At 42.7% G+C, this 20,635-nt stretch carries 14 protein-coding genes and 1 pseudogene; 7 read left to right on the top strand and 8 right to left on the bottom strand.

Annotated features, from left to right (window positions below; all coding sequences use genetic code 11):
* Positions 1 to 151: 151 nt before the first annotated feature.
* Both HWQ41_RS01715 and HWQ41_RS01710 read right to left on the bottom strand, forming a co-directional pair.
* Positions 152 to 727 (bottom strand): TIGR04376 family protein, encoded by a 576-nt coding sequence (locus HWQ41_RS01715; RefSeq protein ID WP_292759408.1) that lies wholly within the window; start codon positions 725 to 727, stop codon positions 152 to 154.
* A 228-nt stretch (positions 728 to 955) separates the two neighbouring features.
* Positions 956 to 1,132 (bottom strand): hypothetical protein, encoded by a 177-nt coding sequence (locus HWQ41_RS01710; protein ID WP_292759406.1) that lies wholly within the window; start codon positions 1,130 to 1,132, stop codon positions 956 to 958.
* A gap of 139 nt (positions 1,133 to 1,271) precedes the next feature.
* Here HWQ41_RS01710 and HWQ41_RS01705 point away from each other — a divergent pair, with 139 nt between their 5' ends.
* Together HWQ41_RS01705 and HWQ41_RS01700 are read left to right on the top strand one after the other, a co-directional pair.
* Positions 1,272 to 2,789 carry a DUF3131 domain-containing protein gene (locus HWQ41_RS01705; RefSeq protein ID WP_292759403.1) on the top strand — a complete coding sequence of 506 codons (1,518 nt, stop codon included), beginning with the start codon at positions 1,272 to 1,274 and terminating at the stop codon, positions 2,787 to 2,789.
* A 36-nt stretch (positions 2,790 to 2,825) separates the two neighbouring features.
* Positions 2,826 to 3,002, top strand: coding sequence for a hypothetical protein (locus HWQ41_RS01700; protein WP_292759400.1), 177 nt, complete (start codon positions 2,826 to 2,828; stop codon positions 3,000 to 3,002).
* Positions 3,003 to 3,102: 100 nt separating this feature from the next.
* On the opposite strand, the gene HWQ41_RS01695 is transcribed toward HWQ41_RS01700, so the two are convergent.
* The 3 genes and pseudogenes from HWQ41_RS01695 to HWQ41_RS01685 all read right to left on the bottom strand — a co-directional run bounded on the left by HWQ41_RS01695 (position 3,103) and on the right by HWQ41_RS01685 (position 3,909).
* A complete protein-coding gene (locus HWQ41_RS01695; RefSeq protein WP_292759398.1) occupies positions 3,103 to 3,297 on the bottom strand; it encodes a hypothetical protein in 195 nt (64 codons plus the stop codon).
* 3 nt (positions 3,298 to 3,300) lie between these two features.
* Positions 3,301 to 3,390: pseudogene (locus HWQ41_RS01690) on the bottom strand (DNA-binding protein); the annotation flags it as partial.
* A gap of 66 nt (positions 3,391 to 3,456) precedes the next feature.
* Positions 3,457 to 3,909 (bottom strand): hypothetical protein, encoded by a 453-nt coding sequence (locus HWQ41_RS01685; protein ID WP_292759396.1) that lies wholly within the window; start codon positions 3,907 to 3,909, stop codon positions 3,457 to 3,459.
* Between the two features lie 247 nt (positions 3,910 to 4,156).
* Between HWQ41_RS01685 and HWQ41_RS01680 the strand changes: the two genes are divergently transcribed.
* From HWQ41_RS01680 to HWQ41_RS01665, 4 genes are all read left to right on the top strand, one after another.
* On the top strand, positions 4,157 to 7,012 hold the full coding sequence (locus tag HWQ41_RS01680; protein WP_292759394.1) for a DUF3131 domain-containing protein: 2,856 nt from the start codon (positions 4,157 to 4,159) through the stop codon (positions 7,010 to 7,012).
* Positions 7,013 to 7,447: 435 nt separating this feature from the next.
* A complete protein-coding gene (locus HWQ41_RS01675) occupies positions 7,448 to 9,484 on the top strand; it encodes a glycosyltransferase family 2 protein (protein ID WP_292759391.1) in 2,037 nt (678 codons plus the stop codon).
* Between the two features lie 359 nt (positions 9,485 to 9,843).
* On the top strand, positions 9,844 to 10,620 hold the full coding sequence (locus tag HWQ41_RS01670) for a hypothetical protein (RefSeq protein ID WP_292759389.1): 777 nt from the start codon (positions 9,844 to 9,846) through the stop codon (positions 10,618 to 10,620).
* Between the two features lie 388 nt (positions 10,621 to 11,008).
* Positions 11,009 to 11,335 carry an STAS domain-containing protein gene (locus HWQ41_RS01665; protein ID WP_292759386.1) on the top strand — a complete coding sequence of 109 codons (327 nt, stop codon included), beginning with the start codon at positions 11,009 to 11,011 and terminating at the stop codon, positions 11,333 to 11,335.
* A gap of 42 nt (positions 11,336 to 11,377) precedes the next feature.
* Here HWQ41_RS01665 and HWQ41_RS01660 read toward each other — a convergent pair whose 3' ends face one another.
* Entirely contained in the window at positions 11,378 to 12,568 is a 1,191-nt protein-coding gene (locus HWQ41_RS01660; protein ID WP_292759383.1) for a SpoIIE family protein phosphatase, read from the bottom strand.
* Positions 12,569 to 12,972: 404 nt separating this feature from the next.
* Here HWQ41_RS01660 and HWQ41_RS01655 point away from each other — a divergent pair, with 404 nt between their 5' ends.
* Positions 12,973 to 13,389, top strand: coding sequence for an anti-sigma regulatory factor (locus HWQ41_RS01655; RefSeq protein WP_292759380.1), 417 nt, complete (start codon positions 12,973 to 12,975; stop codon positions 13,387 to 13,389).
* Positions 13,390 to 13,451: 62 nt separating this feature from the next.
* Here HWQ41_RS01655 and HWQ41_RS01650 read toward each other — a convergent pair whose 3' ends face one another.
* Both HWQ41_RS01650 and HWQ41_RS01645 read right to left on the bottom strand, forming a co-directional pair.
* Positions 13,452 to 18,158: a response regulator gene (locus HWQ41_RS01650; RefSeq protein ID WP_292759377.1), complete on the bottom strand. Its 4,707-nt coding sequence runs from the start codon at positions 18,156 to 18,158 to the stop codon at positions 13,452 to 13,454.
* Positions 18,159 to 18,217: 59 nt separating this feature from the next.
* The gene (locus HWQ41_RS01645) at positions 18,218 to 19,630 is read right to left on the bottom strand and encodes a hypothetical protein (RefSeq protein ID WP_292759374.1); all 1,413 of its coding nucleotides are present in this window, start codon (positions 19,628 to 19,630) and stop codon (positions 18,218 to 18,220) included.
* Between the last annotated feature and the right edge of the window lie 1,005 nt (positions 19,631 to 20,635).

The following is a 20,635-nucleotide window of genomic DNA, read 5'->3' as shown; positions in this document are numbered from 1 at the left end:
GCGCCAACGGCGGGAACCGCCGCTCTGACTTTTCGCTGTGGCGGGCTACGCCAACGCCTAAACTTTAATCAAAAAGCATGGCTTAATACGATTAACTTAGACTTTGTTGAGAGTAAGATTTTTTAACTGGCTTCTACCCGTGCCTTGGCGATTATTTCCCTAGATTCCGCTTCATTTGTTCTAACTCATCTTGGGTTTCCCAGCGACTAAACTTTTCTTCTAAGTCATCAAACCCATCAGAATAACTGCTAGTTTGATTCGACCAGCCATTGGTTTCTAAATGCTGCTGAGTTTGCGCTTTAGCACGGGCTGTTTGTGCAACGGCTGCTTTGGCTTGCACCTCTTGTCGCCGCTGCTGAATTTTCCGTAGTAGTTCCTGAGATTGGTTAATACGTTCTTTCAGCCCTTGCATCTGTCCCCAGCGCTGATTTCCTTCGCGCAACAGGGCTGCTTCTCGCTCACCCGCAGCAGTCGCCAAATCCTCTCTACCAGCGTTTTTGGCTTTTTGAACACGGATATGCCAACGCTGAATTTCTTGAGCGGTGGAGAGAATTTCTTCTTGCGATCGCTTCTCTTGCAATTGTAAATCTGCGATCAGCTTTAATGTGTCTTCCTCTTGCTCACGCAGCTGTTCTAGCAGCGCCTCTAACTCCAAATGTGGATTATTACGCAAGAATTCTTCTAAACGGTTTTCTAGAAACCGACTCAAATCATCAAATAAGCCCACTACTAGAACTCCAAAGATCGGGTGCGTGACTATTTTATTTAGGACTTACGCATTGACAGAGACAACTAACTGTGAATTACGTCTCGTTACAAGGCTCTAGCCTTGTAATGCTCTTGTGTCCGGCTCTGCCTCCTGGTTTGACGGGAGGCAGAGCCTAGTTGATCGCATTCCCAGGCGGCAGCCCAGGAACGAGGCAGGGCAAGACTTTTAGCTTAAAAAGCCTATCATTCAGATGATGGTCAATCTGTAAAGTGCGTAAGTTCTATTATTGTAGTAATTATAAGGGAAGGCAGTTCTTGCTGGAGGAATACTGCCCTGGAGCCGTTGAGAGTCTCGACTGCTGGCAATTTGCGATGCCATGCGGTAAACAGGCGTTGCTTGGGTAACGATCACTACATCTGACAATCCTTCGGGAGTCGCACTTCCATATCCGGTGAAAAGTCAGGTGAACTTCTGGGTGTTAGTTAGATATCAAAGTTGGGAAGAATGTATTTGGTGAAACTACGCAAGCAACGCTGACTTACAAGATGAGGCTTTAATCAGTATGAGTTCTGATTTTCAACCGCCGCCTAAGAGCTTGTCCATACTAGCTTCTGTAGGAGGAGTAGTTACGGCTGCGATCGCGATCGCAGTTTTAAATGTTTGGTCTAAGCAACTTTCCAAAACTTCTATAAAAAAACCGGAAATATCAACATCCCAAACTGCTTCACGGCAGTTGGTACAACCACAGAAACCCCAACGCCCTGTCTCTGGTGCTAAAGAAGCTGAAATAGTTGCCAGCCTTGATGCTAAATCTGTAGTTTTGTCAGGTCAATCCATTCCTACGAACCAACTAACAATAGCTATAATTCCCTATGTTGCTCCTGGAGTTGGAAAACTGACCCCAGAGGAAACGACAACTGCTCATCAGGCTTGGTCATACTTCCAGCGCAACTGGAACGATGAAACTGGCTTGGTCAATTCCGTTGATGGCTTCGCCTCCGTAAGTATGTGGGATCAGACAGCAGCGATCGCAGCTTTGGTCAGTGCTAGAGAACTCAATATCGTGCCTGCGGCTGAGTTTGATGCCAAAATGAGCAAAATGTTGAAAACACTGGCATCTATGCCTTTATACAAAAGGGAACTACCCAACAAGGTCTACAATGCAAAAACCCTCGTACCTGTTAATTATGGTCAACTAGAAAAACGCGAAGAAATTGGTTGGTCAGCTATCGATTTGGGCAGGATGGCAATCTGGCTGAAAATTGTTGGCGCAAAGTATCCACAGTTGCGACTAGAAACAGCAGCAGTTTGGAAACATTGGCAAATCAAGCGTCTAACCAAAAATGGCCAAATGTACGGTACTGCCGTTATCGAAGGCAAAGAACAGTACAACCAAGAAGGTCGCTTGGGCTATGAGAATTATGCTGCCTATGGTCTGAAGCTTTGGGGCTTGGATGTTAAGCAAGCCTTGGATTATCAGTCCCATACTGCCTTTGTTGATCTTTACGGCCAGGGAATTCCTTACGATCGCCGCGACTATAAAAACTCTGGAGCTAATAACTACGTTCTTAGCGAACCTTATATCTTAGATGGTATCGAAACTGGGTTTCAAGCTTTGCCTAAAGCTTATGCTGATCGGATTTTAGCAGCTCAAGCAGCGCGTTATGAGGCCACAAAACAATTAACCGCCGTTACCGAAGACAACTTAGATCGCCCTCCATACTTTGTTTACAGCAGCCTATTTGTCAACGGAGAACCTTGGGCAACCATCACAGATACCAGAAAACAGCACAACGATTTGCGATTCCTTAGTGCCAAAGCTGCGATCGGCTGGCATGTACTTTATAACACTGCTTATACCCGCCAGTTATTTGATTTTGTCCAAGGCAACCTCAAATCAAAAGATGGCTGGTACAACGGTTTCTATGAATCTCTGCATCAGCCGAATAAAACTCTTACCGCCAACAATAATGGTGTAATTCTGGAGAGCTTGCTCTATAAGCAAGTTGGACAACCGCTCACCGTTTGGGCAGGAGTCAGGAGCCAGAAGTCAATCAAAAGGGCTATCAGAACACCATAACTTACGCGCCAGAGCGTTCAAGGCTCAGAAATTGGCGTGTCTTGCAACGACTCAATGATGGCGCTCACCAGTGCAAGGCGATGTCTACGACGGGCTACGCCTACGCTGGGTGGTAGCTTGAAGACCTACTCCTTCAATTCTTGTAGCAACATAGACGGCTCCTATGGTCGAAGGTGTCTACCATCTAGTATGGGCGATCGCGCCTTCTATTGATCAGATTTATTGACCCTGGTACAGTTCCCAAGCCCTAGTCTTCTATGTAAAACCCTGTGTGTTATGGCACAGTTGAGCCGCCGCCGATAACCTGTGGTACTCACAAATCATTTTTGGACGGTCGGCTCCAACGCATTGTTAAACCGTGCTTTGGTGGTAAGCTTACGATTTCTCTTCCACTTTCTGCTTGCTTTTGCTGCCAATCTGCAAACATCGCATCTAAGTCGTAGTTAAAAGATTTAGCGTGTTCTTCTCGAATTTTATGAATTTCATCTAAAATTTCATCTTGCCACATAGCTTAATCTCCTAATAATTCGTAGGGGGTGCAAATTATTGGTAATTCGTATCCCAAATCAAGGCTGATTTCTGCAAGCTTTCTTTGAATTTGATGTTATAGCGCGTTTTGCATCACAATTGCTCATGTTGTTTTCTCACATTCTCAAAATACTCTTTCTTAATCTCTTAAATACGATTGAACCTCCTCCAGCAAAAGCTCGGTTAAACTAGGAAAATGAAGTCTAGGTTCAGAATTTCCTGTTGCGTACAATTCAAAATCATCTGGGAAGATTCTAAAAACTGGCGATACTATCTCTTGCTGAGAACTACCTACAACAATAAATAAGCTTTCCTCATGAGCCATGAGCGGAAACCAGTTAGCCCGGTAGCCTCTCTCACTAATACAAGCTCTGTAAGTCTCAATGGCTTCAGAAAGGCAATAAAACTTACCGAATCCGAAAAATTGGATAACTCGGTCAAAGCCATTTGTTGATAAGTACAAATCGTAGAACTCTTTGGACAGTTGAAAAGGAAGTTCAGACAAATATCGGTTTATTTCTCCTAATGTAAGAATTTGGCGGTGTACTTGGGGATACAAAGCATATAACTGATCAACTGCTGTCACAGACATAACCCAACCTTTACTCTTAGGGATTTCCAAGAAATAAATTATCCAAATAAACGAACCACAGAGACACAGAGAACACAGAGAGAGGAGAAATAGAGAGGGTTTTTGCGTCAGTTTTGAGATATTTTTTTATTTGGAAGTCCCTTGTGAGGAAATTAGCCATTACGAAAAGAATAGACCTGATAAAACTCGATTTATGAATTATAACTGTACAGACGGGCTATAACGCTCCTAACTCCTTCTTTGCAATATGATATATAAACCCCGTCAACAAAAGCTGTTGAGATGGATTGCATTGTTCCTAGTTGGGACATTTCTGCAATTGTTGTTCTACATCCCGACACCAGTTTTATCCCAAAATTCCAATAGCTGTAGCAATATTACAGCCCCGCTCACAGCTGAGGAACAAACTTATGCTCGTGGTGCTTGGCAGTATTTTGTCAAAAATTATCAGCCAGCAACGGGATTTACCAATTCTACTGGGGGTTATCCTTCTGGTACACTCTGGGATATGGGTAATTACCTGATGGCATTGAATGCTGCACGATGGTTGAATCTTACTGACCAAGCAGACTTTGATAACCGCCTCAATAAGTTTTTGACGACTCTCAGCAGCCTGAAGTTATTTGAAGATGCGTTGCCAAATAAAGTCTATAACACAGCTACCGCACAGATGGTTGATTATAACAATAATCCGGTGGAGCGGGGTCTTGGTTGGTCTGCTTTGGATGTTGGGCGAATACTGGCTGCCTTTGATGTCATCCGTACCTGTCACCCTCAATATAATGACTGGCTCAAAGGAATTATAGCAAAGTGGCAGGTGGCCCGATCGCTCAAAGATGGACAACTTTTTGGCGCTACTGTTCTCCCAGACAAGAAAACGTTACTAGTGCAAGAAGGACGACTCGGCTATGAAGAATACGGCGCTAGAGGCTATGGACTTTGGGGTTTCTCTGCACCTAAGGCTATTTCTTTAGAACCGTTTAAGTTAGTCGAAATTAATGGTGTGCAAATTCCCGTTGATACCCGTGACTTTAAAAGCACCAATGCTAATAATTATGTTGTTAGTGAGTCTTATATCCTTGAGGGGATTGAATTTGGTTTACAAGGTCAGTTAGCTGATTTTGCTGCCAGGGTTTTAGATGTGCAAAAACGGCGTTTTGATACCACAGGCCAGTTGACTGCGGTTACAGAAGATAATATTGACCAAGTGCCTTATTTTCTCTACAACACCGTCTACGCCAACGGTGCAACCTGGGCAACAATCACGGATGCCAATCAACCTTATCCACAGTTTCGCAGCCTCAGCACAAAAGCTGCTTTTGGCTGGCACTATCTGTTTCCAGATAATGCTTATGCCCAAAAGGTTTTTGATGCAGTCAAGGATCTCCGCAGTCCTGATGATAGCGGTTACTATGCTGGTATCTATGAAGAATCAAAACAACCCAATAAAGCTTTGACAGGTAATACTAATGGGTTAATTCTGGAGATTTTATACTACAAAGCTAGGGGAAATCACCCTTTAATTGCTTCCACTTCTGCAAGTGTGTCTACTGGCAAGCCTAGTGCAAATGCTTCTTCTGCAACACCCTCAAATCAACCGAATTCTACTGGCAAGCCCAGTGAAAATGCTTCTCCAGCAACACCTTCAAATCAACCGAATTCTACTGTTACACCTCCGATCGCAACCCCTGCAAACAATTCTAAAGTCATAGAAGTGACCGTTGCACCGATTCCACCAGTGGATAGTCCCCAGCCATCATCTAACCTGAAACTAGATCGACCACTGACGATTATTGAACGGCGTTATGCAGATGCGGCTTGGCGATACTTTCAAGCAAATTATCACTCCAAGAGTGGGCTGATAGACGATCGCAGTGATTTCAAAGGCGCAACTCTCTGGGGATTGGGAGATTATCTGGCAACACTCCATGCGGCGCGATCGCTTGATATAATTACCCCGAAAGAATTTGACCAGCGCACCCGGCATCTTTTAGCAGCCTTGACAAAGTTACCGTTGTTTGCTGGAGAGTTGCCGAGTCGGGGTTATGATACGCGATCGCTGCAACCAATAGATTATGGTGGAAATCCAGCCCCAGAAGGAAACGGTTGGTCAGCTTTAGATTTAGGTAGAATGCTGGCAGCGCTTTACAACTTAAAAACTTGTCATTCAGAATACACGGCTGCCGTCGATAAAATTGTGCTGGATTGGTCATACTTGCGTGTGGTGCGCGAGGGTATTCTCTCCAGTGCTACTGTCACCAAAGATCAAGATGGGCGATATCTGACCCGCGTCAACCCCGAAACCCGCTTGGGATATGAAGAATATGCAGCTCGTGCTTTTCAATTATGGGGATTTAATGTTGAGCGTTCTGCTGTTGGCGGTGAATATCAAACTGCCTCAGTGGAGGGATTGAAAGTGCCAATTCAACGCCATCGCACAGATACTAATTCCAAAGTTAACCAATACACAGTTAGCAATCCTTTCTTACTCTATGCACTGGAGTTTGGACTAGATCCACAAATGCGATCGCTCTTTGAACCAATTTTTCAGGCGCAAGCTGAACGCTACCGTCGCACGGGCATTTTCACAGCCTCAGCCACCACCTTGATTGATCGTAAACCTTACACTGTTCATAGCTCAATTAGTGAGTCTTGGGTGGCTTTAGGAGATGACGGTAAACTAGTACCAAAGGGGCGATTAGTAAGTACAGCAGTCGCTTTTGCCTATGATGCCTTGCTTCCAGAAAACAAGTACAGTCAAGAGTTATTCCAAGGAACGACTGACTTATATAATCCATTACTTGGATTTTATGAGGGCTTCTATGAAACCACGGGTAAAACGGCAGTTGGTTTCACCAGCAGCACCAACAGTATGATTTTGCAATCTTTGCTATACGAAGTGACGAATCGACAACCCCTAATTCGTCCGACTACCACCATGAAATCTCCTTGGTGGCAAGAAGTTACTAAGGGAGATTCTGGGCGAGGTTTACCTAACACTGCCAGACAACGAACCAAGTTAATTTCTGATACTTCTGGAAGTTACTGGGTTTCAAGTAGCGAAAATACTCCGCTAATAACTGGTACAAAAGTTGCAAAATAACAAGGTATTACAATACTGGAACTGAACACTATTGAAGCAGTTACACCTCCACAAAAGTAAGCTAATCGGCAGAGTTAGAAGTCATAAAGCTTTTTACTCTGCTTTTTAATGGATATTTTGCGAAAAAGTATTACACCTTGATTGAAATGCAACTTACTGTAATTACAAAGCCGTGTTTGTTATTAATCAGTTGTATTTGGGAATACTTGTACATGATGCGGTAACTTTCACTCTTCTTCAGATATCTTGATTCAAAATCCCTGTTTATTCTTTCAAATCTATAGCCAGCAGGCAGGGGGAGCAAGGGGAGCAGCGGAGGCAGTAGAAATTAGAAATAAAGAGAATTCTTAACAACTCCTAACTCAGCACTTTTCCCACTAGATAATTGTTTTTGTCAAACTGCACTAGTCTTTTACATTAATTACTGGTACTAATATGACTTCAGTTTCTATTATTGATAATTCCTCAAACTTTTCTGGTAACAGCCGCTCGGTACTCAAAAAAAGAACGCTGTTATTTCGCTATTTGGCAGAAATAAATTTAATTTTCGGGATCTGGTATTTGCAATGGCGCATTACCCATTCCATCAATTTTGATGCGCTCTGGATCTCGATTCCTTTACTAATAGCAGAAATTTATAGCTATTTGGGCGGCGTAATGTTTGTAATTGGGTTGTGGCGTCCTTTAGTTCGACAAATTAAGTCTCTCGACCAGATGATGCCGCTTCTACCCAGATCCGACTGGCCAACAGTGGATGTGTTTGTAACATGCTACAACGAGCCACCCGAAATTGTAGAAGAAACTGCCAAAGCTGCTCTAGCAATAGATTACCCGCCAACAAAATTACGGGTTTATGTGCTGGATGATGGCAACTTGGCTGATATGCGGGCTATGGCAGAAAGATTGTGTATTGAGGATTTACAGTCACCAAAACTACAACAAGAAGCAGATCGAATTGATGCAGAACACTCTTGTTTGTTGCAGCGCCTGAAGAAACTGGAAAATCTAACACCTAATATTCAAGCCGCAGAACAATGGCTGCAAGCATCATCAGAACTAGTAATTAACCAGTTTGCTACCGAATTTGTGCAAAGTCTGCGATCGCTTATACTTTGGTTATCTCCAGATCATCAAAGTATTAGCGATTCTCCTGCAAAGACGCTACGCGAACGCCTAATTACCGAACGCAAAGCCTTAGAAGAAGCTATTCGCAAGAAAGAACTGGAATTAGTTGAACTCGCTCGTTTTCGCTACATTGCTCGTCCGAAACCAGATGGTGTGCCCCACCATGCTAAAGCGGGGAACCTCAATTATGCAATTTTTTCTGGAGAAACTTCAGGACAGTTTATTCTTACCCTAGATGCTGACCATATTCCCAAGCCACAATTTCTCAAGCGAGTTCTGCCTTTTTTCTACACCTATAATCTTTCAACTGGGAAATACGACCAGAATCAAATTGCTTTTGTACAGACCCGCCAGGATTTTTACAATATTCCTCTAGGCGATCCTTTTGGACATCGAGCAAATTTATTTTATGGCCCACTTCAACAAGGTAAAGATGGCATGAATGCCGCCTTCTATACGGGCACAAATGCGATACTGAGGCGTGAAGCATTAGTTAGTGTAGGACTGCAAAATTTTGCGGAGGAATTTACCAAAGATGAAAAAAGTTTAAATGAATTTGATTTAGTTGGTGGGATATCGAGTAATAGCATTACCGAAGATATGAATACAGCTATGCGTCTGCATAGTGCTGGTTGGAAATCTATTTATCACAATGAACTTTTGGCGGAAGGTTTAGCGCCAGATGATCTGAGTTCTACTCTTAAACAGCGGCTACGCTGGGCACAAGGAACTATCCAAGTACTACTGAGAGAAAATCCGCTCACAAAATCAGGGCTAACCTTTTGGCAAAGATTGCACTATTTTAAGACGATGTATAGCTATTTCTCTGGTTTTGCAACTCTGGTTTTTATTTCTTGTCCAATTATCTATTTTTTTACGGGCATTGTTCCAGTTAAAACCTACGGGCCTGATTTCGCCCTACACTTTTTACCAGCTTTTATTATCAACCGCTTGACTTTTATCGCAGCGACTTGGGGCATTCCAGCTAGAGAACTTTGGCGATCTGAACAATATGCGATCGCCTTATTTCCCTTGTTTATCCAAGCTGTATTAAGTGTGTTTTTTGGGGGTAGCCTCAAATTCCAAGTAACACCTAAGCAGCGACAATCTGGAGTATATCTCCAATTGGTTTGGCCCCAAATACTTATCTTTGTCCTCACTATTCTAGGAATATTATTGAGCCTTTACCACTTTGCAATTGGTGATCTAAATAATCCTTTGATTCACTTACTCAATGGTGCATGGGCTATCTATAACTTGTTACTTTTGTGGGCTATCATCCGTGCATCTGTTTGGCAGCCTCCAAAAGAAGCCTCAGAGGATGTTTCAAAAGTATTAGGCGAATAGAATTCGCTACTACACGAACAAAGTCCACCTCCGTGGACTAATAAATCAAGAGTTTTTAACCCACATTCGCGTAGCATTCCGCAAGCAAAGGTGGGTTTTGTCTGGTAGCCGCGACTTCCAGTCGCCAAGGCTGACTGAAGGCAGTCTTTCTAGTTCGCCTGTTAAGGGTACACGTCATCAAGAATTAGACTTTGGATAAAAGGTAAAAAATAGGTTAGCTATCTTAAGTAAAAATACTGTGAACTTCCGAAATTTCCCGATAAAATCTATCTAAAATTCACTGAACTAAAATGTGTAAAATTATACAAGCTTTTTAGGTTGTTGCTTAAGATAGATTTACACGCAATGAATGCAAGAATATGAAAAAATTTCTGGGTGCTTTAATGGTTTCTAGTCTAGTAGGACTAGGAGCATTCTCTACCGTTAACAAAGCTCAAGCCGCATCCCTAACAATCGATTCTACAGACACCTTTTTGAAAACCTACGCTGACACAACTTCTTACCAAGGTGTGAAGACTGTTGCTGGTAACACGAAAGCCATATCCCTAGCAGATTTGGGTTTGACAGGTGGCGACTCCATCAGCCTGAATATTTTTGGTACATTTAACACGAGTGTTTGGAGTCCAGGTGAAAGGAGCGACATGATCGGGGTATTCAGTACTTCAGATCAGCTCCTTGATACATCTTATAAAAAACGTGTGGTTGATGATGTAGCCCTGAATCAGCAAGACGCCAATCAATATAGCTACACTCAGAACACCTGGACTTCTAACACTTTGTTTGATTCTACCGCCTCCCCAGACTCTACCTTTGACTCTGGTAAAAATGCTTATATGTGTAGTGGTGCAAACCTGAGCGACTCTAACAGAACCTGCGGTCAACAAACATTATTTGATGGTGTTTTTGGTATCTTTGGTAAGACGACACTTACGATTCCCACCACGGCGAAGTTTTTGTTCCTAGCTGTGAATGATATTTTCTATAGTGACAATGCTGGAAAAATGTTGGTAGACATTGACAAAACAGGAACTGTGGATAATCAGGTTTCAGTCCCAGAACCTAATGCTGTTCTTGGTGTGCTGGCAACGATCGCACTAGCATTGAAAATGAAACGCAACCAACAAGCTGCTAAATAGCTACAGTTGACTGTTGACGGTTAGTAGAAAACTTTAGACACAAAGTCCCTGCTTCTGGGTAATGTTAGCTGATGCTCGTGCCGAGCTAACACTACGCTAAGGACAAAGTTGACGCTCGAACGTGAACAGCGTGTGTAGACAAGACTCGCTAACGGCACTTTCTTCTTTCAAGGGGAGACGCGCAAGGAACAAGTCGGGAAACCGCAAGGGCAGAGTGCCTCACTAGATCGAGAACACTGGTTTAACCCTTGAAGCCTCCTATTAAGAGTTCCCTTTTAATGGCATACTCGACTGAGTACTAACTGCTATATCTATTGCGGTTTGCATTAGGTCAATGCCAAAATAGAAATATATAGTTTTCAAGCCAAATAATCGGAAAAATAAACCCATGAAGTTGAGTGTAACAGTACTAGAATTATCTGGGATTTTAGATGGTATTAGAGGTAATGAACTCCGTCGTGAAGTTAGCAATATTGTGGCCAACGGAGCCGATATTTTGTTGCTTGATCTTAAAGAAGTAAAGTTTATTGATAGCTCTGGTTTAGGTGCTTTAGTATCAGCAATGCAAATGGTACGAACTGCAAATGGTAAACTTTTTGTCTGTTCGATCAGCGATCAAGTCAGGATGTTGTTTGAACTGACTAAAATGGATAGAATTTTTCAAACATTTGCTGACCAAGATGAGTTCAATCGCCAAGTATTAACAACACAGTAAGTTGCTAGACAATACCAAATTAAATATGCACATTTGACTATACTAACCAAAGTGAACTTTTACCAAAGATAAATCATCATCAAGATTATCTTGAGCATTTAAGGTGAGAATCTTTGCTAAGAGTTGATTTAGGTTATACGTATCTTGCTGGCTGTATTCGGTTAGTAAGTCAATAAAAGCATCAATACCCCAAATTTTACCATCTGACTGATTAATTTCATAAGTACCATCACTAAAGATGTATAAAGTGCTGTTTTCTTTGATATCAAAAACAGCATCCTCAAATTGGACATCAGGTAAAAAGCCAATTGGTAAATCTAAAGAACTTAGCCGTTTAACTTCGATGCTGTTCGTAGAGGTATTAGATAACAGTAAGGCTGGTGGATGTCCGGCGTTAGCATAAATGAGTTGACGTTTAAGGCGGTGATAAACTCCATACCAAATTGTGAAGTATTTATCACCGTGCTTCCTCATTTGGAAGGCGTGATTTAGGGCTTTCAGGACTTCACTTGGTTGACAAAAGTTAGTGTTTGGTAGAGATTGCGATCGCAAAACATTCAGCACGGATACAGATAGGAGGGCTGAACCCACCCCATGACCTGATACATCTAACAAATAAATTGCCAAATTATCCTCGTCAATCCAATGATGATCGAAGCAATCACCCCCTAGCTGTGCTGAGGGAATAAACAGATTTTCTGTAGTTACTGTTCCTACAAGCGGTGAGGGTAAAAGCGATCGCACATAATCAGCTGCCTCAGCCAATTCTGCTTCCAAAATTTGCTTTTGGGTTTGCAAATCCTGATTGAGTGTCTCCAAAGCTCGCTTTTGACTTTGTAAATCCTGATTCAGCTGGTGTAACCTTAATCCTGCTCTTACCCGTGCTTTGAATTCATTCATCTCTATTGGTTTAGAAATAAACTCATCTGCTCCAGCGTCAAGTCCCCTAACTCTATCTTCCTCCTCTCCTGGAGCTGCTCCCCTAGCCGTCAATAGAATAAAAAAAGTAGTTGCCAACTCTGGATGTGCCCTAATTCGACGACACACTTCTAACCCATCTAGCTGGGACATCATCCAGTCACAGATAATCACAGCCGGACGTAGCAGTTGTGCTTGTGTAATTCCTTCTTCGCCATTGCTGGCTACACTCGTATCATAACCCTGCTTTTGGAGTGTTCTTTTCAATACTGTTCGCACGATAGGGTCATCATCAATAACCAGAATTTTAAACATAAATTACAGTTTATTAAGTAAATAGTTGCTTTAATTTAACTTATATGCATTTTAGTTTTTAATGTATAGTAAAAATACTCAAATTAATTGAAGAAGAAGTCAGAATTCAGGAGCGGAGCTTAGGATTGCTCTGCGGCTTGGCGTCAGAATCACTCTTCGTGGGGGATTCAGACACTGCGCTATCCGCTTTTTATAGCAGTTGCCAGGTAGCGGTTGACATCAGCTAATCAGAAAACACTGACACCAAGAGACTTTCAAGCCTGTTAAGAGTTCCCTATTAAGAGTTCCCTGTTCCCTGCTAGAGATCAGAATTAATTCTGAATTCTGACTCCTGACTCCTGAATTATGTTTCAATAAATTAATTACTGAATATAATAATCTCAAAATATTTTATTGGTTAAGAAGTGAATAAGAAAATTTATCTAAAAGTCAACACAGACCTGACAGCTTCACCTCAAGTGTTGTCTTGGTTCGAGCAGATGAATCAACCACCTATTCCCGATAAACAAATTTGGTGGCAATGTCAAACACTTTTGATGGAAGGCTTTACTAACATTGTTGAACATGCCCACAAAAACTTACCTATTGAAACTCCTATTGTAATAGAAGCTGTGCGGTTAGATGAATACATAGAAATTCGCATCTGGTCTCAAGGCGAACCCTGTGACTTAGAGCAGCAATTGCAACAAACATCTGAACTTGAAGAGAATCAGCAAGAGCGCGGTCGTGGTTTAAAAATCATGTCCGCCATTGCCGATAATTTGAGTTATGAGCCGACAGGAGATAATCGTTGCTGTTTATTTATTAGTAAATATTATTAAAGTTACCTATGAAGGGAATGGGGAAGGTGGGGCCCCCTCTGGGGATAAGGGGTAATGGGGAGTTAGGAGTTAGGAGTCTTGATTAAAAATTCTTGGATGCATTTAACAAACTCTTCTAATTCTGAGATGAAGTTAGTAGTACCTCGACGCTCTTGTTTGCGAGCGAATTGTTCTAGTTTTTCTGCTGCCAGATGCATAGTTGTAGCTCCCATATTGGCACTAGCACCTTTAATTTGATGGGCTTGGAGCGCTAGTTCCTGAAAGTCATGAGCAGCGATCGCTATTTTAATTACCTCTAGACGAGGTTGAATATCTTCAACAAACATTTGCAGTAGTTCCAATTCAAATTCTGGGTTGTTTTCCGAGAGCTGATGCAAACGTTCCCAATCAATTAGGAGGTCAACTGAACCTGCATCTGTCGTAGAAACTGTCTGGTCTGTGGCAGCTGTTTCTTTTGCTTTAAATATCACACTTGCCCAACGCTCTACCGCCGCCGCCAATTTTTCTTTCATTACTGGCTTGCTCAGATAGTCGTCCATTCCGGCATCTAGACACATTTGTTGGTCTTCTTTCATGGCATTAGCTGTCATTGCAATTACCACAGGACGACGACCACTGGCAAAGTAGCTTTCTTGCCAACGATGAATTTCTTTTGTGGTTTCTAAACCGTCGAGAACTGGCATTTGGCAATCCATCAGAATTAAATCGTAGGGAATTTTTTCCAATAACTGCAAAACTTCTTTGCCATTACCAGCGACATCAGCACTGTAGCCCAGGCTTTGGAGTTGCTTCAAGGCAACTTTCTGATTCACCAGATTATCTTCAGCTACGAGAATTCTAAGTCTGGGGGAGTCGGGAGGCAGGAGCCGGGAGCCAGGAGAATGATAGTTGCTGTTGTTTTCGTAATTTTTCAGTCCTAATTCCTGAATTCTGACTTCTGACTTGTGACTCGTGACACCTGTTTCTTCTTCCAGCTGCGTTCCTAAGATAGTCATGATGGTATCAAGGAGTCGGGACGGCTTAACAGGTTTGACCAAATAAGCCGCAAATCCTATTTTTAGCGCCCGTTGGATTTCATCGCGTTGATTAGTAGAGGTAAGCATAATCAAAGATAGCCCAGCGATCGCTGAATTTGTCTTAATTTGTTCTCCCAAAGTCATGCCATCTATTTCTGGCATCTGCATATTAATCACAGCAACGTCATAGAGATTTTTTTGTTTGGCGGCTTCCTGAATAGCTTTGAGGGCAGTAGTAGCCGAAGCAGCCTGATCCACCAGCATCCCCCAACGAGTAGCTTGATAGTGGATGATTTTGCGATTAGTAGCATTATCATCCACTATTAACAAGCGGCGATTGAGCAAAAGTTCGCCATCGCTTTCTGAGGAAATAGGTTGAAGTTGCTTGGCGAGAGTTACTTCAAACCAAAACTTAGATCCTTTCCCCAACCGACTTTCTACGCCAATTTCTCCTCCCATCAAGCTCACCAGTTGCTTACAGATGGCTAATCCCAAACCTGTGCCGCCATATTTGCGGGTGGTGGAAGCATCTACTTGGGTAAATGGGGTAAAGAGTTTGCATTGGTCTTCAGGGGTAATGCCAAGACCGGTATCTGTAATGGCAAAATAAATGGTGGCTGTAGTAGAGTTTTCCGATCGCAATTCTGCTCGTAGTACTACCTCTCCATTGCTGGTGAACTTGATCGCATTGCTGATCAGGTTCATGAGAATTTGCCGCAGGCGGCCAGCATCGCCTTGAAGGTGGGTGGGAACGTTATCATAGATCAACGCGGCAATTTCTAATCCCTTATTATGAGCCAAGGGAGCCAATAATTCCAACACCTCTTCTACACAGGTAGATAAGTCAAAATCTAGAGTTTCTAGTGCCATTTCTCCAGCCTCAAGTTTGGACAGATCCAAAATTTCGTTGATCAGGTTTAAGAGGGCATCTCCACTAATGCGAATTGTTTCCATAAAATCCCGTTGCTCCGAGTTGAGGGGAGTTTCTAACATTAAGCTTGTCATCCCCAACACAGCATTCATCGGAGTCCGAATTTCATGGCTCATGTTAGCCAAAAAAGCACTTTTGGTTTGAGAAGCTAATTCAGCTTGGTGACGGGCAATTTCGAGTTCTCGTCGCTGTTGAGTTTCGGCGTTTAACATTTGGGCTTGGGCTAAAGCAATACCTACTTGGTCAGCGATTTGCCGTAAAAGATGAGTTTCAAAGCTAGACCAGTGGCGGGAACCGCCACACTGATGGACAATCAGCAAACCGCAGAGTTCTTCTTTGACAAGAATGGGTATGACCAAATTGGACTTGACTCCAAATTGTTGCAGTAATTCGATATGGCTTTTTTGGGCTTCAACTATATCCAATTCAGCAAGCCCCAAATTCCGTCTTTGACGGTACTGCTGTAGATGGTACTGCTGTATGTATTCTGCTTGAAAGTAAGCATCGATGAGCTTTTTCTCTTTAATTGCCAGCCAGCCAGAAAGTACTGCCTCAACCACGGTGGCTCCAGATCCATCTGCCAAAGGTTGATAAATCAAAACTCGATCACTATGGAGAATTTTTTGTACCTCGGTGACAGTGATTTGGAGAATTTCTTTGATTTGCAAAGACTGACGAATCTTCAGGGTGATTTCAGTAAATAGTTGCAATCGCAAGTTTTGGCGTTGGAGTTCTTCTTTTGCCTGCTTGCGCTCAATAAACTGGCCTACTTGCTCCCCAATAGAATTCATGACTTTTGCCAAACCTGGGTCAGCTTGCTGGATCTCATGGCTAAAGCAGGTAATGACACCGAGGATTTTTTTACCACTACGGATGCGAAAACCGAAAGCTCCGTGCAGTCCTGCTTGGGCAGCGATTTCAGAGCGGATGAAATTCTGATCTTTAACGACATCAGCGATCCAAACAGGTTCAGCACTAGCCCAGACAAGGCCGGGCAGCCCAATTCCTGGTGCAAACGTGGTCTGCCGACTTAGGATGTCAAATTCTTGCATATCAATAGATATTTTATACCATATATCTAAAAAACTCAGTATATTTGCTTGCGGATCTACCATCCAAAATTCACTCAAATCCCATCCTAAACTTTCGCAGATTCCTTGCAGGATTTGGGGCATGGCTTCGTTGATTGTAGTAGAATCTGCTAAGACGCGGGTTGTAACATACTGTGCTTTGAGATGCTGTTCAGTTCGTTTGCGTAAGCGAAGCTCCTCGTAGACATCGCTGATGTCAATACCTGTGCTAATAATATATTCAACGTCGCCTTTATGGTCTTGCAAAATAGTGTTAGCCCAGGCAATGCGCCGCAGACTGCCATCCTTCGTTACCCAATAGTTTTCGTATTCGTTGGGCGCTTCACCAGATCGCAACTGCTCAAAAACTGCTTTAACCGGCCCAATTTCTTCAGGAACTAGAAACAAGTTCCAGAAATGCCTTCCTCTCACCTCATCAAATGAGTAACCAGTGGTTTCTTGAGAAGCTTGATTGAAGCGAACGATTTGTCCTTTAGGGTCAAGAACTATTACCAAAGCGCTGGTTGTCTCAAGGACTGCTGAGATAAAGTTGCGTTCTTGTTTGAGTGTTTCGTCTGTTAATTTACGCTCTTTTCCCTCACGATAAATGAAGTAGTAGACTATAGCCAGAATGATAAAACTTAGGCAAATAGCGATCGCAAGTGTCAAAAGAATACTGTGAGTACTACTTTTGGTGATTTTTAACTGCTGCTGAAGTTCTTCTGTCTCTTTGTTTTGCATCTCACGAATGATATTGCGAATATCACTCATTAAGTTATTTCCCTGATTTGTATTTATTACCTCCAATGCAGCATCTAATCCGAAATTCTGGCGCAAGTCGATAGTCTTTTTCAGTTCGTTGAGTTTTACTGCAATCAGGGGTTCAAGGGTGTTGAGTTGACTCACTTGCTTCGGATCATCTGCTGTTAATTTTCTTAGCTGCTTAATTTCGGGAGCAACTTTGGTAATTCCTGTCTGATATGGTTTTAGATACGCATCCTGTCTAGTGAGTATATAACCGCGTTGTCCCGTTTCAGCATCCTTGATGTTAGACAGCAGTTCTTGCAAGCTGTTGATTCTCAGTTGGGTGTTGTTCAACCTTGTACTAGTATTAATCAACACTTCCGTATTCGGATAGAATAACGTGCCAATCAGGACTAAAATTGCCAACGCCAACCCAAACCCTGCGCCAAGCTTTTTTAAAAATTGTTTGCGTCCCTTCTGTGGCTGTTTGCGTGTATCACTTACCAATACCAAACTTGCTAAGTTGCGCCGCATTTCTAGTTGCTTGATTACCTGGCGACCTAGCATTCGCAATGCTTCAACTTGTTCTGGAGACAGGTTTCTTACTACATGGTCAATTACACAAAGTGTTCCTAGTGCATATCCTTCAGGGTTAATCAGCGGTACACCAGCATAAAACCGAATATTCGGGTCAGAGGTGACTAACGGATTTGTAGCAAACCTTTCGTCTTCTGTGGCATCAGGCACAACAAAAACTTCTGGTTGCATAATAGCATGGGCGCAGAATGCCACATCTCGCGGTGTTTCTAGAGCATCCATTCCAACTTTTGACTTGAACCACTGGCGATCGCTATCAATTAAACTGATTAAGGCAATGGGAGTTCCACAAATATATGAGGCTAAACGGGTGAGGTCGTCAAAGGCAGCTTCCGAACGAGTATCGAGGATCTTATACTGCAAAAGAGATTCGATTCGCTGTGTTTCGTTATCAGGTAATGGTGCTTTCATTCTTCAGCCGTATACCATTTTGAACTTTGGATTTTAGATTTTGGATTGGGAATTGACTCCTAAAATTTGACCCGCAACTGTCCTGTCCAGGAATTACCACTGTAGGCGCTTCCCCCTGTATCTTGATTGCGGACATTACTAAAGCTATAGCCCAAGTCTGCTTCTATATTGGGCGACAGCTTTACCGTACAGCGCGTTTGATAAATATTAGCGTTGTCAAATTGTCCTTTAAGTCGCTGCTGTCCTAAGTTGGCAGCAAGGCGACAGCGTAAGAAATTAGCAATATCTCCTTCCCAAGCCACCTCACCGTTGTAAACTAGAAAATCTGGTGGAGAAAAATAGCCACTTGTGCGTTCTAAATTGCGATCGTAACTCCAAGTGAATAAGTTAGCTGCCAGAGAAAACTGTCCGAACTTGCGTTCTAATCTACTAAAAGACTGCACCTCGGAATTACCATCGTTGTAACTACCTAAACGCAATGACGAAAGCAAGCTGGTGTCACGGTCAATCTGCCAGTATAAATCAGGCCCAAATCGCCAAGCAGTAATTTGATTGCCTAAAGTTCGGGCATTGGATTTATAAGGCCCTTGTTCTAAATTACCTGATAGTACTACTACTGATAGCAATTGACCTGATGGCGAAACTTGCGGCGGCGAAATGGGAGCCTCAACCCTAGCATTGAGATTGATAGCTGTAGGTAAACGATTGAACACATCAACTCCGGCTGCTGTTTGCAGAGTCACTTGCCCAATTTTTCCTTGCCATCCAACTTGCAAAGGAAAATTCGTAATTGATTCAACACCGCGTTGCTCAAAGAAGTTAAAACCTGTCTTGAAAAATATTTTATTACCATTACTCAATCGAAACTCAACCATTGGTTCGAGGAAAAAATTGGTGTGGCCAAAGTTGTCTGTGTCATAGCGATAATCCGTATGAATACTTTCCAAAACTGCGTCCGGCGTTCCTGGTTCGGTGGAAGTTGTTGGTGGGCTAGAATTCTGCGGTGGTTCGGGTAAAACTGGCGGTAATCGCAGATCAGGATTGAAGTTTTCGGGTGCCGCCATCAAAATAGGTGTTGGCTCTAATCGATAGGGGAGCGGCATCGAAAATTCTAAGTCACCAAAGTTCAGTTCGCCCTCTTGCTTGGCAAAGGCAAACGCTCGCGGACTTGTTGGCAGAGAAGAGGCTGCACTATCGGCCCAAGCCCCTGCTCCGACATCTCTGTGAGTTCTAAGTTTTGAGTATTGCTCTGCTAACTCAGGATTTACTTTGGTGACTCGCTCTCGCTCGGTCAATTCTGAAGGTGATTTCCAGGTCTGATGTGCTTGGGCAGCTTGTAACTTAGCTTCTGATAATGTCCAAATACCTACGCTACAAATTACTCCCAATTGAATTTGTAGGCATCCCAAAATCAACTCAGTGTACAAACTAGATCGAGAAACAAAGAGATCACGTCTAAAACTATCTGCCATCGGTCGATATTATAGTTGTAGATAAAAAACTTGCTGCCAAAGAGTTTTCTGGCTGCTAGCTAATTTATTCGCCTTGGGATTATGATGCCCACAATAGACGCTTGTTAAGACATCGCAAAGGAAAAAAGCGTTACTGAACGGAGGGATGTTTAGCTAAACACAAGTATTGATTGATGTTTTAAGTAATAGAGTAGCAGAAGAATTGATGGCTCTCAGGATTTCTTCGGACTTAGAATAACCTTACCGAGAGACGAAAGGGACTTCCAGAAAACAAATTATCTCCTCTACATAAAAATAATAATCACTTTTATAGGGTGAAGGGGAGGCAGAGGGAGTGCTTTCTTTCATTCATACTTAACGATCGCCCGCTACGTACCAGGCTTGATACCAAGTCCGGCTAATCACTTATCATTAAAATCTCTGTGCGTCAGCCTAAATAATAAGGCTTTAAACGAATATGATATGAGGGAGCATTGAACCCCCTCACTTGTCCCGCAATTAAGAGTCACCGCCACACCAGAACGGTTGGTAGTAGTACTTTTACGGACATCTAGTACTTTATCAAGCTAGTAATGAAGGGTTTGTAGTAAGCACTTTAGTGCTTAGAAAATCAGGACTTTAGTGCTTACCCTTCTCCTGACAAAGATGCTACGCGAACGGGTGACGCTTCAACTTCAAGACTTACGCAAACAATAGCTGAAACCCTTATTTTTACGTAGGGGCAATTCATGAATTGCCCCTACAGCGTCTAGTTTTGCGTAAGTCCTAAACTTGACAGACTACTAGATGGAACGGCAAAAACTATACCAAAAAAATAGAATACCGAACTTTCTGGTGCCTGATCATCCTTTAATCCTATCTGTCGGCAAATCAGGGGAGCAGATTTCTGAGATTTGGCAGGATATTCGAGTGGATAGTTACTGTGATTTTGACCAACTGCCAACAGTTATAGCAACGGACAAGAAGGTTAGGACATTAACTGATGATAAAACCTATATACAAACA

This window comes from Nostoc sp. NOS(2021), from assembly GCF_017115025.1.
Taxonomy (GTDB): domain Bacteria; phylum Cyanobacteriota; class Cyanobacteriia; order Cyanobacteriales; family Nostocaceae; genus Nostoc.
This window is presented reverse-complemented; position numbering and strand designations above follow the sequence as displayed.

Bases quoted from the DNA above. Each gene is read 5' to 3' on its own strand.
- HWQ41_RS01650 (WP_292759377.1), bottom strand. From the start codon at position 18,158: ATGAAAGCACCATTACCTGATAACGAAACACAGCGAATCGAATCTCTT.
- HWQ41_RS01685 (WP_292759396.1), bottom strand. From the start codon at position 3,909: ATGTCTGTGACAGCAGTTGATCAGTTATATGCTTTGTATCCCCAAGTA.
- HWQ41_RS01705 (WP_292759403.1), top strand. From the start codon at position 1,272: ATGAGTTCTGATTTTCAACCGCCGCCTAAGAGCTTGTCCATACTAGCT.
- HWQ41_RS01675 (WP_292759391.1), top strand. From the start codon at position 7,448: ATGACTTCAGTTTCTATTATTGATAATTCCTCAAACTTTTCTGGTAAC.
- HWQ41_RS01680 (WP_292759394.1), top strand. From the start codon at position 4,157: ATGATATATAAACCCCGTCAACAAAAGCTGTTGAGATGGATTGCATTG.
- HWQ41_RS01695 (WP_292759398.1), bottom strand. From the start codon at position 3,297: ATGTGGCAAGATGAAATTTTAGATGAAATTCATAAAATTCGAGAAGAA.
- HWQ41_RS01670 (WP_292759389.1), top strand. From the start codon at position 9,844: ATGAAAAAATTTCTGGGTGCTTTAATGGTTTCTAGTCTAGTAGGACTA.
- HWQ41_RS01660 (WP_292759383.1), bottom strand. From the start codon at position 12,568: ATGTTTAAAATTCTGGTTATTGATGATGACCCTATCGTGCGAACAGTA.
- HWQ41_RS01665 (WP_292759386.1), top strand. From the start codon at position 11,009: ATGAAGTTGAGTGTAACAGTACTAGAATTATCTGGGATTTTAGATGGT.
- HWQ41_RS01645 (WP_292759374.1), bottom strand. From the start codon at position 19,630: ATGGCAGATAGTTTTAGACGTGATCTCTTTGTTTCTCGATCTAGTTTG.